Source organism: Candidatus Accumulibacter sp. ACC007 (assembly GCF_907163205.1).
Classification (GTDB): Bacteria; Pseudomonadota; Gammaproteobacteria; order Burkholderiales; family Rhodocyclaceae; genus Accumulibacter; species Accumulibacter regalis.
Genome location: NZ_CAJQUD010000009.1, coordinates 167,058 through 179,955, shown reverse-complemented (window position 1 = coordinate 179,955; position 12,898 = coordinate 167,058). Strand labels below are relative to the sequence as shown.

The window sequence follows — 12,898 nt, the reverse complement described above, 5'->3', positions numbered from 1 at the left end:
ATGGCAAAGCTCATACTCAGCATGGATGGTCTGGTACTCAAGGAGATCCCGCTGCTCAAGGAGCGCATGAGTATTGGCCGCAAGGCGCATAACGACATCCAGATCGACAACATGGCGATCAGCGGTGAACATGCAGCAGTGGTGACCATCCTCAATGATTCCTTCCTCGAGGACCTGAACAGTACCAACGGTACACTGGTCAACGGCCAGTCGGTCAAGAAGCATTTCCTCAAGGAGGGTGATGTGATTGAACTGGGCAAGTACAAGATGAAGTACCTCGCCGCGCCGGTGACCCAAGGCGATACGGCAGACTACGACAAAAGCATGTTGTTTCAGTCCGGGCCGCTCCCCGATGTAGCCACTCTGGGCGATCCCATGGTCGCTGCAGCAGGGCACAGGCCGGCCGCCGCAGGGGCCCGCGCGGCCCCTTCTGGTGCAGCCATCCAGTTGCTCAATGGCGCCAACGCTGGCCGACAACTGTTGCTGACCAAGACGCTGACCACGCTTGGCAAGCCTGGCTTGCAGGTGGCAGTGATTGCCAGGAAGCCGAACGGTTACTTCCTGACGCATGTTGAGGGCGCCAGCTTTCCGACGGTGAACGGAAAGACCCTTGGCGCACAGGCCCATCCTCTGGCGAACCATGATGTGATCGAACTTGCCGGTGTGAAAATGCAATTCTCCATCAAAGTCTGATGGGCGATCATTGCTGCCTGCGCGGAGCATCTTGGCGCCGTCGCAACGGCAGCAAGCAGCAGACCCCAAGAACGGAGGGTGCGGCGGAGCGATCATGAAAGTCAGGGTTCTGGGCTGTAGTGGCGGAATTGGCGGGCGCCACCTGCGGACTACGTCAATGCTGGTCGACGATGACATCCTGGTCGATGCTGGAACCGGGGTCGCCGATCTGTCGCGTGCGCAGCTGGCCTGCATCGACCATGTCTTTCTGACCCATTCGCATCTCGATCACATTGCTTCGCTCCCCTTGCTGATTGATTCGGTCAGCGACCTGCGCGCGAAACCACTGATCGTCTATGCGACGGCCGCCACTCTGGCCATCATTGCCAAGCATATTTTCAACTGGGCCATCTGGCCTGATTTCAGTGTCATTCCGAGTCGTGAGCACCCGGTCATGCAGTACCAGACGGTCGAGCTCGGCCACTCGGTCCGCCTCGGGGAGCGAACGATCACCGCGTTGCCCGCCGAGCATACCGTTCCAGCGGTTGGTTATCAGCTCGACTCGGGGGCTGGAAGCCTGGTGTTTACCGGCGATACGACCGTCAATGACTCGTTCTGGCCAGTGGTCAACGGAATTGCCAATCTACGCTATCTGTTAATCGAAACCGCCTTCGCCAACCGGGAACAGCGACTGGCCGAGCTTTCGAAACACCTTTGCCCGAGTATGCTCGCCGGTGAATTGAGCAAGCTGACGATCACTGCACAGATCCATATCAGCCACCTCAAGCCCGGCCAGGCCGAGTTGACCATGGCCGAAATTCAGGCCTGCGCCGGCCACTTGCGGCCAACGATGTTGCAGAACAATCAGGTTTTCGAATTCTGAGGTCCTGCCGGTCGCTGGGCAGGGTGAAGCTCGGGGCGCAGCGCTGATCGCTGCGCTCGCGTATGTTCGGGCGCCAGAGCCGGCGCGCCACCGCGCTGCAGTGCTTTTTCAGGCGTAGGCCTTGGCGAGCCTGAGCGGCGTCCCCAGCTGGTCCTTGGCGGACAGGCATGGCGCATCCTCCAGGGGCCAGTCGATGCCGATTTCCAGGTCGTTCCACAGCACGCAGCGCTCGTCTTCCGGCGCGTAGTACTCGGTCGTCTTGTAGAGAAAATCAGCCGTTTCCGAAAGCACCAGGAAGCCGTGCGCAAAGCCGGGTGGAACCCACAACATGCGTTGATTCTCGTCGGAAAGCTCGACCCCCTCCCAGCGTCCGAAGTGCGGCGAAGAGCGGCGCAGATCGACGGCGACGTCGAATACCGCGCCGCTGGTGACCCGCACCAGCTTCCCTTGTGGTTGCAGAAGCTGATAATGCAGCCCGCGCAACACGCCCTTGCGCGAGCGGGAATGGTTATCCTGGACAAAATCGAGATCAAGTCCCAGGGCAGCGAAAGCCTTGCCGTTCCAGCTCTCCAGGAAGAAGCCGCGGGCGTCGCCGAAAACCTTTGGTTCGACGATCATCACGTCGGGCAGGCGGGTGGGAGTCAGTTTCATCGGTCATGCGCTCGCAGGAAGTTAAGAGGGCGAGTGGTTGGCGGCAGTCATCTTGCCGGTTGCGGCGGCAGGAACAGGCCTTACTCGTCCAGCAGCGCCAGCAGGTACTGCCCATACAGGTTCTTCTTCATCGGTTCGGCCAGCGCCTGCAGCTGCTCGGCGGTGATACAGCCCTGGTGGAAAGCGATCTCCTCCGGGCAGGCGATCTTCAGGCCCTGCCGTTTTTCGATGGTCTGAATGAACATGCTGGCTTCGAGCAGTGACTCGTGGGTGCCCGTATCCAGCCAGGCATGGCCACGGCCCATGATCGAAACGCCCAGCTCGCCCCATTCCAGGTACTGGCGGTTGACGTCGGTGATCTCCAGCTCACCGCGTGGCGAAGGCTTCAGACTGCGCGCCACGTCGACCACCCGTTCGTCGTAAAAATACAAGCCGGTGACGGCGTAGTGCGATTTCGGTCTGGCCGGTTTCTCTTCCAGGCTGATGGCGCGTCCCTCCTTGTCGAACTCGACGACGCCGTAGCGTTCGGGATCATGGACGCGGTAGGCAAACACCGTTGCGCCCTGCTGCTGCGCATTCACGGCCTGCAGATCGTTGGCAATCTCGTGCCCGTAGAAAATGTTGTCGCCGAGCACCAGCGCCGAAGGACCGTTGCCGACAAAATCGGCGCCGATGATGAATGCCTGCGCCAGCCCGTCCGGGCTTGGCTGCACCGCGTACTGGATGTTCAAACCCCATTGCTGGCCATCGCCCAACAACTGCTGGAAGCGCGGCGTGTCGATCGGCGTCGAGATGATCAGGAAGTCGCGAATGCCGGCCAGCATCAGCGTGGTCAGCGGATAGTAGATCATCGGCTTGTCGTAGATCGGCAACATCTGCTTGGACACCGCCAGGGTCGCCGGGTAGAGGCGGGTGCCGGAGCCGCCGGCGAGGATGATCCCCTTGCGCCGTGACGAGGTGTTGCCGAGCGTCGAGTGGCCGAGCGTTGTTGTCATTTTGCGATCCTGATGTAAAGGCCAGCCCAAGTCCGTGACGAACTGGCAAGGCGCCGTGGCGCGCGCTGCTGGCGGTCAATTCAATCAAGCCAACGGCGAGCAGTATACCAATTGCAAACCGCGTGCAGGAGGCACTATTTCACCGTTGCCTGCACCCAGCGTCCCTGCGGGCGCCTTTCCGGGACGTTCGCGACGATCTCTCTGGCTTCCCTGCGGCCGAGCGCCTGTGTCTTGGGTTACGATGGCCTGATGAGCAATGCACAGATAGCATCAGCGCAGGTCGGCAGCGCAGCCGTCGAGCCGCCGGAACTGGAACTTGACGTCGTGATCGAGGTGCCACGCGGCAGTTTTTTGAAACGCGGCTCCATCGGCCGCATCGATTTCGTTTCGCCTTTTCCCTGTCCGTTCAACTACGGCTCGGTTCCGAACTATCTCGGGCTGGAAGGCGATCTTCTCGATGCACTGGTACTCGGGCCGCGCCTGCCCGTCGGCACGCGCATACGGGTCAAGGCCTGGGGCGCGGTAACGCAGACCGACCGCGGCATGGTCGACGACAAGCTGGTGTGTTGCACCCACCCGCCGACGCCTGCGCAGAAAGCGTTCGTGCTGCGCTTTTTCCGTTTCTACGCCAAATGCAAGGGCCTGCTCAATCTGCTGCGCGGTCGGCCGGGGCGCAACGGTTGCGATGGCTGGTGTTCAGCCGCCCAGGCCATGGCTCGGGCGCGCCCGCGGCAGCAGTCCTGGAAAGGGTCGGCGATCAAATACTGAAGCTCAGTGACGAGCGAGTGAGGGCTCGTCTTGATATTCCCTCCCTGCGGCTATCCCGTGCTGACGCCGGCTGCCTGTCCGGCATCCGTTGCCGGTCAGCATAAAGCGCAAGGCCAGCTGCGGGGAGCGGGGACAACGCCGTCATGGAGAGCTCCTTCATGAACCTCAAGAGCGCGCGTGGCCGCCCGCAGGCACGAAAGTCGACTCGCGCCCAAGTAGGCCCGCGGCAACTGATTTGTGTATAGTGCTTCAATCGCGGCGGTTGTCGCCAGACCCTCTCCCGGAGTGCGCCTTGAACGTCCAGTCCCTGCTCGCCAAGTCGATGACCCGCCGCACACTGCTGCTTGTCCTGCTGCTCTCGGCTTGCTCCGATAATCTGCTCTTGAGTTACGGCGACGACACGAATTTCCTGCTCTTTGATCACCCGAACTCCGAAAAGGCCATTGCCGATGTTCGTGCCCGAGCCGAAGGGTTATGCGCAGAGCGCAAGCAACAGGCGACCAAGACGGAGAGTGTCTGCTCGCTAGACAACTGTACAACGAACTATCAGTGCATGGACAAGGCCGGCGTCGTCAGGGACGCGCTTTGAGGGGGGGGTCGCGCTTCAGCCTTGCTTTGAGGGCGACGATGACGGTGCCGGGGGTGAGGACGTGCCCGGCAAAGCGTAGGGGCGGTATCGTTCGTGCGCCATTGACCAGCAATTTTTTCAGGCCGCCAAGCTGTTCGCTGTCGATCATGTCGAAACGATCCAGGCAGCGAAAGCCGCGCTTTTCCAGGTAGGCAGCGAGCGAATAGGAAGTGAACCAATTCACTGCCGGGTAGGTGGCGTGGTTGGCGATCTCCGGCCGTGTGCTCACGGCGAGTCGCTCGTAGTGGCGTTTGAGGACGCCCGGATACCAGCTGTACAGGGGCAGGGAAAACGCTTTCTGGAGCGGGCACAGACGGTTGGTCGTACTGACGAAGAGCAGGCCACCCGGCTTCAGCACGCGCGCCGCTTCATTGAGGCAAGTTCGCCAGTCTGTGACGTGTTCCAGGATTTCCGTGAGCAGGCTGACGTCCATCGAGCCATCATCGTAGGGAAGCTCGGTGGCCGAGCCGACCTTGAATGCGATGTCAAACTGCTCTTGCCGCGCCCGCCACGCGGCAACTTCGATCAAGGCCTGATTGACGTCTATGCCGTGGACACGATGTCCCGACTGCGCCCACAAACGGCACTGAGTGCCGGCTCCGCAGCCGATATCGACGACTTCCAGCGTGCGTGCGTGGCCGTTCGCTTCAGCGAGGAGCGTGAGGGCCTTGTCGCGGACGCGGGTAAAGCGCTCGAGCGTTTCGCAAGACAGGCTTTGTCGCGCGTAGTAGTTGAAGAAATCCGGGTTGCTGGAATGATCCCAAGCAGCGGGGTTGGTGCTTGTCGATGTGCTGTTGGCCATTCCAGTCATTTCCATGCCAGTCTGCACCGCCGGCGCGGCGTGCCGTAGCTTGTGTTGTCGAGCCAGGGCGAGACAAGGGATCGTGTGCGGTGGGCGGCGCGGAAGATCGCCAAGCGATCTATCGAGGTCACTATAGAGTATTTCTATTGGTCGGGGTATATATCCTGGCGCGAAGTATGGGCATGCCGGCGCAGGCGTCGGACAGCGGACGCAGCACCGCGGTGAAAAACGGCGACCGGGGGAGGCCGGTAGTGCTGTCAGCGGATGGCCGCTACGCCGCCGCATCTGGCATTTGTCATTCGGGCAAGGGAAAAGAGCGGGTGTCAGCGCTTTTTCCTGGTGGCGCGATTGACGATGTCTACCCGCCAAAGTCTGTTCGCCGCGCACGTGGCGGTCCTCTGAAAAGGCAGAAAGACCAATTTATCAGAGGGCTATGGTTGGCCGCTGGAAGGCTGCCCGAGGGTGAGCGGCGATCTCGGCACCGCCACGACGGCGGCATCAAAGTCATAACCAGCGAATAGTTTCGGGGGCTGGAACACGATTCATTCTTCTGTGGTAGATTGCCGCAGGAGGAACGACATTGGCAGAACGCAAGTTACGTTACGGCGTCTATCTTGGCGCTGTGCAGCGCCACAAGCGGCAGATCAGCTTCGCCGCGCTTCTGGAAGCCGAGCGCTTACGGCCCAAGGGCCCGCCGTTACGGGCCATTGATCTGCATCGTTTGCTGACTCCTTACGTTTCTGTCCGCTTCAGCGAACAGCTGCGCGCAGTCCTGCCGCTGGCGCTGATGCTGATCGGTTTTCAGGCGCTTGCTTTGCGCAGCTCGCTGCTCGACGCCGAATCCGTCGCGCTGGGTATCGTCGCGGTGATGGTCGGTCTGATGTTCTTTATGGAAGGGGTCAAGATCGGCTTGATGCCCTTCGCCGAGAACGTCGGTTTTCAGATGCCGGGCAAGACGCACCCCACGGTATTGCTCGCTTTCAGCCTGCTGCTGGGCGCCGCCGCAACCTTTGCCGAGCCGGCGATCGGGGCGCTGCAGGCTGCCGCCAGCGCCATTTCTCCCGAGCGTTCGCCGTGGCTGCGCCAGCTGCTCGGCCCGTATTCGCATTGGCTGGTGCTGGCGGTTGCCGGCGGTGTTGGCCTGGCGGTGAGTCTGGGGATGCTGCGCACGATGTTCGGCTGGCAACTCAAGACCATGGTCCTGCTGATCATGCCGCCGACTCTTGGCCTGACCGCCTGGTGTGCCCAGCAGCCCGAGCTGGCGCCGATCATCGGCCTTGCCTGGGACTGCGGCGCGGTGACCACCGGTCCGGTAACCGTGCCGCTGGTGCTCGCGGTTGGCGTCGGCGTGGCCGCCTCTACGGGGCGTAGCGATAACCCGCTGTCGGGGTTCGGGATCGTCACCCTGGCGTCGATTTTCCCGATTCTTGCCGTCCTCGGCACGGCCATCTATCTCACCGGGCTGGGTGCCGAAGCGATGCTGCCGGTGCTACCTTCGGCGCTCGATGGATGGTACAACCGAACGCCTTTTGCCGAGATTCTTGGTGCATTGCGGGCCATCGTGCCGCTGGTCTTGCTGCTGGTCCTGGTGCAGACGCGCCTGCTCGGACAGAAGATTCGCCAGCACAACATCTTCATCTATGGCGTGGCCATGGCTCTGACCGGCATGTTGCTCTTCAATCTCGGTCTGACCGCGGGGCTGGTGGCCCTCGGCGAGCAAGCCGGCAACAACGTTCCCTGGGCCTTCTCGCCACACCGCGATACCGGCGCGCCGGCGCTCTACCCGTTCGCCCTGGGAATTGTCATGACCCTGATCTTTGCTTTCGCCATCGGCTTTGGCGCAACCGTCGCCGAGCCGGCGCTTAACGCCATGGGCATGACAGTCGAGAACCTCACCGACGGCGCCTTCCGCAAGCGCATGCTGATCCACGCCGTTGCCACTGGAGTCGGCGTTGGCGCCGCGCTGGGGGTTGCCCGTATCCTGTTTCACCTGCCAGTGTGGATGTTGCTGCTCGGTGGTTATACGATTGCACTGGCGTTGACCGCCGTTTCGCGCGAAGAGATCGTCAACCTCGCCTGGGACAGCGCCGGCGTGACCACCGGACCGGTGACCGTGCCGCTGTTGCTGGCCCTGGGCATCGGCCTCGGCGAGGCGGTTGGTGCTGCCGAGGGCTTCGGCATCCTCGCCATGTGTTCGGTTGGCCCGATCATCTCGGTTCTGGCTACGGGCCTGTGGATCGACATGAAGACTCGCGGACACAAGACAAGGAGCAAAAAGGCATGAGCAAGAAGAATGAGCTGATTGTCCTGACCGATGTGATGTTGATCACGGTCATTGTCCAGCGCGGTGTCGCCGACCAGGTGGTCCAGGTCGCGGTTGAAGCCGGTGCCCAGGGAGCGACCGTTTTCCATGCGCACGGTACTGGCGTTCGCCAGAAGCGTCTCGGCATCCTCGGCCTGACGGTGAACACCGAAAAGGAGATCATCTACATCGTCGTGCCGTCGGAGCAGGCGGATAGCTTGTTCGAACGTATCTTCGTTTCGGCAAAGATGGACACGCCGGGTATGGGAATCCTGTGGATGACTCGACTCGACAAGATGTCCACTTACGTTCCGCATGACGTGGCGGCCCGCTTTGGCGTGCACACCGAGCGCGCCGGATGAGCGTCCTGGCGCACATCGGCTACGGCGTCGAGAAGAAGCTGATTACGGCGATTCTCGTCAGCGGCCAAGGCATGAAGCTGATGAAGCTGCTCGAAAACGAAGCTGGCGTACTGTCGGTCACCCATCACCATGCGCGCGGTACCGGTCGGCGGCAGCCCGGCACCCTTCGCTGGAGCGAGCAGGACGTGCTCATGGTGCTCGTCGAAGCACCCCAGGCGGACGCGGTCTTCGCGCAGGTTTTCGCGGCCGGTGAGCTTGGCGAGCCGAATCAGGGCATTATCTTCATGGAGCCCGTCTGCCGTGGCCATCCGATGATGCCCTTCGACGTTTGACGCCGGCCAGCGGCGGGCCGCGGTCGACCGTTGCCGTGGTTCCGCGACCCGCAGCCTCTTGCTACCATTGGCGGGGGTCGATCCTGAACCCAGCCTTGCCCGGCTTCCCCGTAAGGACAAGAACGCCAGCGGCTGTCGCGCCGGGCGTACGCCTACTCCTGGCGAGCCTTGTCGGTCGGCGAACCCCGGCCGACGACCTCTGTTGCCAAAACCACTCTCCACTGGACTTCACATGCCTTCATTTGATTTTTCTTCAGAAGCCGACATGGCGGCCCTGCACAACGCGGTAGACGTCACCAAGCGGGCCATCGACAATCGTTACGACTTCAAGGCGACGAGTGCCAAAGTCGAGTTGAACGAGAAGGACAAGCTGATCACGCTGCACGGCGACTCGGATTTTCAGCTCGGCCAGATCAAGGATCTGCTCTTTCCAGCCATGGAGAAAAAGGAGAAAGAGAGCACCAAACGCCTGGATGCCCAGCCGGTTCAACAGGTTTCGGGCAACAAGGTCAAACAGGAGCTGAAGATCAAGGTCGGCATCGAGTCCGAGCTGGCGAAGAAGATCGTCAAGCTGATCAAGGATTCGAAGCTCAAGGTGCAGGCGTCGATTCAGGGCGATGCGGTGCGCGTCAGTAGTGCCAAGCGCGACGAACTGCAGGCCTGTATCGCCACGATCACCAAGGCCATCACCGATTTTCCGATCAAGTACGGCAATTTTCGCGATTGATTGCCGGCTCCCCACGACGCGGCGCGGGTCGGCCGCGGCACTGTTCCTGTTTCACGCGGCAGTTGGCGCCCCTCGGCAAGCGCCGAGGCGTCGTCGCGCGTCACGACGAACTCCCTGTTCAGCGCATTCTTGCCGCAACCCGGGCCTCTGTTGTGCTATCCTAGCTGGTTCTCGTTCGCGCCAGAAACGCGCCGTTGGGCGCTCTGCAACCGCGGACAGCCGATGACTCTTGTGTTGCGAGTCCAGATTTTGAAAGCATACCCGAGTCGTTCCTTGCAGCGTCGATTTGCTTGCCGACTGTGCAGCAGTGCTTCCTGCCGTCGCGGCCTTCGCCATGTATAAGCCTGGCGATACTCACGAGCCGGTGGAGCGGGTCGAACTGGGAGTTCTTTCCTGGACCGAGGAGTTGCGCCGTGTGGCGATGGCGGTCAGCAAGAAGGATCGCAGTCCGGCCGCCAATCGCCAGCGCCTCTTCTATCTTCTGCAGTGGACGACAGACGCACGCGGTTTCGGGGTGACCGTCAACAAGGGGCGCGATCCGGAGAGTGCCGAGGAGTTGTGGAGCTTGGATCGTGCGTTGAGCAAGCCGCCGCGTTTCGTCAGCGACGAAGATCGGGTGATTCTTGGCCTCCTGTGGGGCGAGCGCTCGTTCGATACCGGCCTGCGCGCCTTTGGCCTCGGCCCCGCGCACGGCAGCGAGGTGCTGCAGCTGATGGCCGAGACTGGCCGTCTGTGCCGCAGGGACGACTTTTCCAGCCTGACGCTGGCCGTGGCGCGTCCTGCGGCGCTCAGTTGGCGGATCAACGAGCAGGGGCGTCGTGTGCCGCTGCTCACTCCGGAGCCGGGGGCCTGCCTGGTCGTCCCCTTGCCGGCACCCTGGTACATCGACCTCGACAGGCGGCTGATCGGGCCCTTGCAGGTCGATGGCAATCCGGCTGTCGTTGCTCGCCTGTTCTCCTTGCCACCCCTCTCGGCGACCGCAGCCGCGCTGGTCGGCGAGGCGTTGAGCGAACCGGCACGCGAATTGCCGAGCGCTGCCGAAACCGCCAGCGTCAATCTGCGCAGCATCGTTGCCGAGCCCGTTCCGGTGCTTCGCCTGCAGACCCTGAACACGCACGGCAACCGCAGTTGGCGAGACTACGCAGCCACTTTCGGCGGTGGCGCTTTCGACGTTGCCTTGCCGGTCTTTCGCTACGCCGATGTCGAGGTGAAACCCGACGATACGCGCGATTTCTCGATTCTGACGAGCGGCGAGATGGTTCGTATCGAGCGTCAGCGCGCGCGCGAAGCGCAGTTGATGGACGAATCCGCCGCCTGCGGTCTCGAGAAGGTTCCCGGCTACGTGCTGCAGACTTTCGGCAGGCCGCCGGACAACGCCTACGGTCTGGCGCTCGAGAGCCAGTGGTCGCCTTTCATGCACGACGAGTTGCCGCGTCTGCGACGTGCCGGCTGGCAGGTCGAGTTTGCCGATGATTTTCGCCATCGTCAGCTCGAAGTCGAGGCCTGGGATGCCGATCTCGTCGAGTCCGAGAATGGCTGGTTCGACCTCGACATGGGAATCTTCGTCGAAGGCGAACGCCTGCCGCTGGCGCCACTGCTGGCCACCCTTTTTCGCCGTGACGCACGCTGGCTGGATGTCAGCCTGCTGGCGGAAATTGCCGACGACGACATGATCGAGCTGGTGACGCCGAGCGGGCAGCGCGTGCGCGCGCCGGCCTGGCGCTTGAAACCGCTGGCGGCGACGCTGATCGACCTCTTCGACGGCTTTACCGGTGGTACGACCCTGCGCCTGTCACGCTTCGACGCGCCGCGTCTGGCCGAGCTCAACGACGACCGTCGCTGGCAGTTCCGGGGGCAACGCGATGTCCTGGCGCTGGCCGACCAGCTGAGCGCCGCGCAGGGAATTGCGCACATCGATCCACCCGCCGGGCTCGGCCTCGAATTGCGTCACTACCAGACCGAAGGGATCGCCTGGCTGCAGTTTCTGCGGGCCCAGAACCTCTCCGGAATTCTTGCCGACGACATGGGCCTGGGCAAGACCGCGCAGACGCTGGCGCACCTGCTTCTCGAAAAGGAAGGCGGGCGGCTCGATCGCCCGGCCTTGATCGTTCTGCCGACCTCGTTGATTTTCAACTGGAAGAACGAAGCAGCACGTTTTGCGCCTGGCCTGTCGATCCTCTCGCTGCACGGACCCGAACGCAAGAGCCGCTTTGCCGAGATTGCGCAGCACGACGTGGTGCTGACCACCTACCCCTTGCTGTGGCGTGATGCCGGGCAACTGACCAAGCACCGCTATCACCTGCTGATTCTTGACGAGGCGCAAACGGTCAAGAACGCGCGCAGTCAAGGGGCCGAGGTGGTGCGCAAGATCACCACCCGGCATCGCCTGTGCCTGACCGGCACGCCTCTGGAAAACCACCTCGGCGAGCTGTGGAGTCAGTTCGATTTCCTCTTGCCCGGCTTTCTTGGCAGCAACCAGAACTTCACCAAGTACTGGCGAACGCCGATCGAAAAACAGGACGACGGGCAACGTCGCGAGCTGCTCTCGCGCCGACTGCGCCCCTTCATCCTGCGCCGCAAGAAAGAGGAGGTGGCGCGCGAGCTGCCCCCGAAAACGATCATCGTGCGCAAGGTCGAACTCGCCGGTAGCCAGCGCGATCTGTACGAAACGGTGCGCGTGGCGATGGACGAGAAAGTGCGTGTCGAAATCGCCAGCAAGGGTTTCAATCGCAGCCAGATCGTCATTCTCGACGCGCTGCTCAAGTTGCGCCAGGTTTGCTGCGATCCGCGCCTGGTCAAGGCCAAGGCGGCACAGAAAGTCAGGGAGCGTGCGAAGCTCGATCTGTTGATGACCATGCTACCGGAGCAGGTCGAGGAGGGACGGCGGATTCTGCTCTTCTCGCAGTTCACCAGCATGCTGGCGCTGATTGAAAAGGAACTCAAGCTGGCCGGCATTGGCTACGTTCTGCTCACCGGCGACACCAAGGATCGCGAAGAGCAGATCAACCGCTTTCAGGGCGGTGAGGTGCCGGTTTTCCTGATCAGCCTGAAGACCGGGGGTGTCGGACTCAACCTGACCGCTGCCGATACCGTGATCCACTACGATCCCTGGTGGAACCCGGCGGTGGAGAACCAGGCCACCGATCGCGCCCATCGTCTCGGGCAGGACAAGCCGGTGTTCGTCTACAAGTTGATCGTCGCCGGCAGCATCGAGGAAAAGATCCTCGCCCTCCAGGAACGTAAGGCGGCCCTTGCGGCGAGCATCCTGACGGCAGACACTAGCGTGCGCGCCAAGTTCGGCAGCGAAGACATCGCCGCGCTTTTCGCCCCGCTTCCCCGTTGAAGCCTTGTTGCCACGGCGGCTGCTGGCGCAGTTTCTTTCCTTTGCCCTGATCGGTCTGCTCGGTACTGCAGCACATTTCGTCGTTCTCTACGCGCTCGTTTCGTGCTTTGACTTTGGCCCTGTCCTGGCGTCGAGCCTGGGCGCCGTGAGCGGAGCATTGCTCAATTACGGGCTCAACTACCGATTGACTTTTCGCAGCCGCAAGCGGCATCGCGACGCACTGCCCAAATTCATTGCTGTGGCCGGTGGGGGCTGGTTGCTGAACGCGCTGCTCATGGCTATCCTGTTGTCCCGACTCGACATTCACTACCTGCTGGTGCAGCTTGTCGTGACCGGCCTGGTTCTGGTCTGGAACTTCCTTGCCAACCGCTTCTGGACTTTCGGCGGGCTTTGAGAGATCGGGTTCAGGGCTGACGGCCGCTGGCCGATGCTC

13 protein-coding genes are annotated in these 12,898 nt (G+C 62.1%); 10 read left to right on the top strand and 3 right to left on the bottom strand.

Translation table 11 applies throughout. From position 1 onward, the window contains the following. Both QZ634_RS18565 and QZ634_RS18560 read left to right on the top strand, forming a co-directional pair. Entirely contained in the window at positions 1-693 is a 693-nt protein-coding gene (locus QZ634_RS18565; protein ID WP_291990979.1) for an FHA domain-containing protein, read from the top strand. Between the two features lie 94 nt (positions 694-787). Beyond that, complete coding sequence (locus QZ634_RS18560; protein ID WP_291990978.1) at positions 788-1,555, top strand: 3',5'-cyclic-nucleotide phosphodiesterase; 768 nt, start codon at positions 788-790, stop codon at positions 1,553-1,555. Between the two features lie 108 nt (positions 1,556-1,663). Here the strand turns inward: QZ634_RS18560 and rfbC are convergent, their stop codons facing one another. Both rfbC and rfbA read right to left on the bottom strand, forming a co-directional pair. Then, positions 1,664-2,206, bottom strand: coding sequence for a dTDP-4-dehydrorhamnose 3,5-epimerase (rfbC, locus tag QZ634_RS18555; protein WP_291990977.1), 543 nt, complete (start codon positions 2,204-2,206; stop codon positions 1,664-1,666). Between the two features lie 80 nt (positions 2,207-2,286). Then, a complete protein-coding gene (rfbA, locus tag QZ634_RS18550) occupies positions 2,287-3,201 on the bottom strand; it encodes a glucose-1-phosphate thymidylyltransferase RfbA (RefSeq protein ID WP_291990976.1) in 915 nt (304 codons plus the stop codon). 249 nt (positions 3,202-3,450) lie between these two features. Here rfbA and QZ634_RS18545 point away from each other — a divergent pair, with 249 nt between their 5' ends. Both QZ634_RS18545 and QZ634_RS18540 read left to right on the top strand, forming a co-directional pair. After that, on the top strand, positions 3,451-3,969 hold the full coding sequence (locus QZ634_RS18545) for an inorganic diphosphatase (protein ID WP_291990975.1): 519 nt from the start codon (positions 3,451-3,453) through the stop codon (positions 3,967-3,969). Positions 3,970-4,261: 292 nt separating this feature from the next. Then, complete coding sequence (locus QZ634_RS18540; protein ID WP_291990974.1) at positions 4,262-4,558, top strand: hypothetical protein; 297 nt, start codon at positions 4,262-4,264, stop codon at positions 4,556-4,558. Here the strand turns inward: QZ634_RS18540 and QZ634_RS18535 are convergent. After that, complete coding sequence (locus QZ634_RS18535; protein ID WP_291990973.1) at positions 4,542-5,414, bottom strand: class I SAM-dependent methyltransferase; 873 nt, start codon at positions 5,412-5,414, stop codon at positions 4,542-4,544. The two genes, QZ634_RS18540 and QZ634_RS18535, sit on opposite strands and share 17 nt — an antisense overlap. A gap of 565 nt (positions 5,415-5,979) precedes the next feature. On the opposite strand from QZ634_RS18535, the gene QZ634_RS18530 reads away from it, so the two are divergent. The 6 genes from QZ634_RS18530 to QZ634_RS18505 all read left to right on the top strand — a co-directional run bounded on the left by QZ634_RS18530 (position 5,980) and on the right by QZ634_RS18505 (position 12,859). After that, a complete protein-coding gene (locus QZ634_RS18530; protein ID WP_291990972.1) occupies positions 5,980-7,683 on the top strand; it encodes a DUF1538 domain-containing protein in 1,704 nt (567 codons plus the stop codon). Next, complete coding sequence (locus QZ634_RS18525; protein ID WP_291990971.1) at positions 7,680-8,063, top strand: P-II family nitrogen regulator; 384 nt, start codon at positions 7,680-7,682, stop codon at positions 8,061-8,063. The genes QZ634_RS18530 and QZ634_RS18525 overlap by 4 nt, the downstream gene beginning before the upstream one ends. Then, a complete protein-coding gene (locus QZ634_RS18520) occupies positions 8,060-8,395 on the top strand; it encodes a hypothetical protein (RefSeq protein ID WP_291990970.1) in 336 nt (111 codons plus the stop codon). The genes QZ634_RS18525 and QZ634_RS18520 overlap by 4 nt, the downstream gene beginning before the upstream one ends. A gap of 232 nt (positions 8,396-8,627) precedes the next feature. Further along, the gene (locus QZ634_RS18515) at positions 8,628-9,122 is read left to right on the top strand and encodes a YajQ family cyclic di-GMP-binding protein (RefSeq protein ID WP_291990969.1); all 495 of its coding nucleotides are present in this window, start codon (positions 8,628-8,630) and stop codon (positions 9,120-9,122) included. Positions 9,123-9,456: 334 nt separating this feature from the next. Continuing rightward, positions 9,457-12,465: a DEAD/DEAH box helicase gene (locus tag QZ634_RS18510; protein WP_291990968.1), complete on the top strand. Its 3,009-nt coding sequence runs from the start codon at positions 9,457-9,459 to the stop codon at positions 12,463-12,465. Between the two features lie 7 nt (positions 12,466-12,472). Further along, positions 12,473-12,859, top strand: coding sequence for a GtrA family protein (locus tag QZ634_RS18505; RefSeq protein WP_291990967.1), 387 nt, complete (start codon positions 12,473-12,475; stop codon positions 12,857-12,859). Positions 12,860-12,898: the final 39 nt, after the last annotated feature.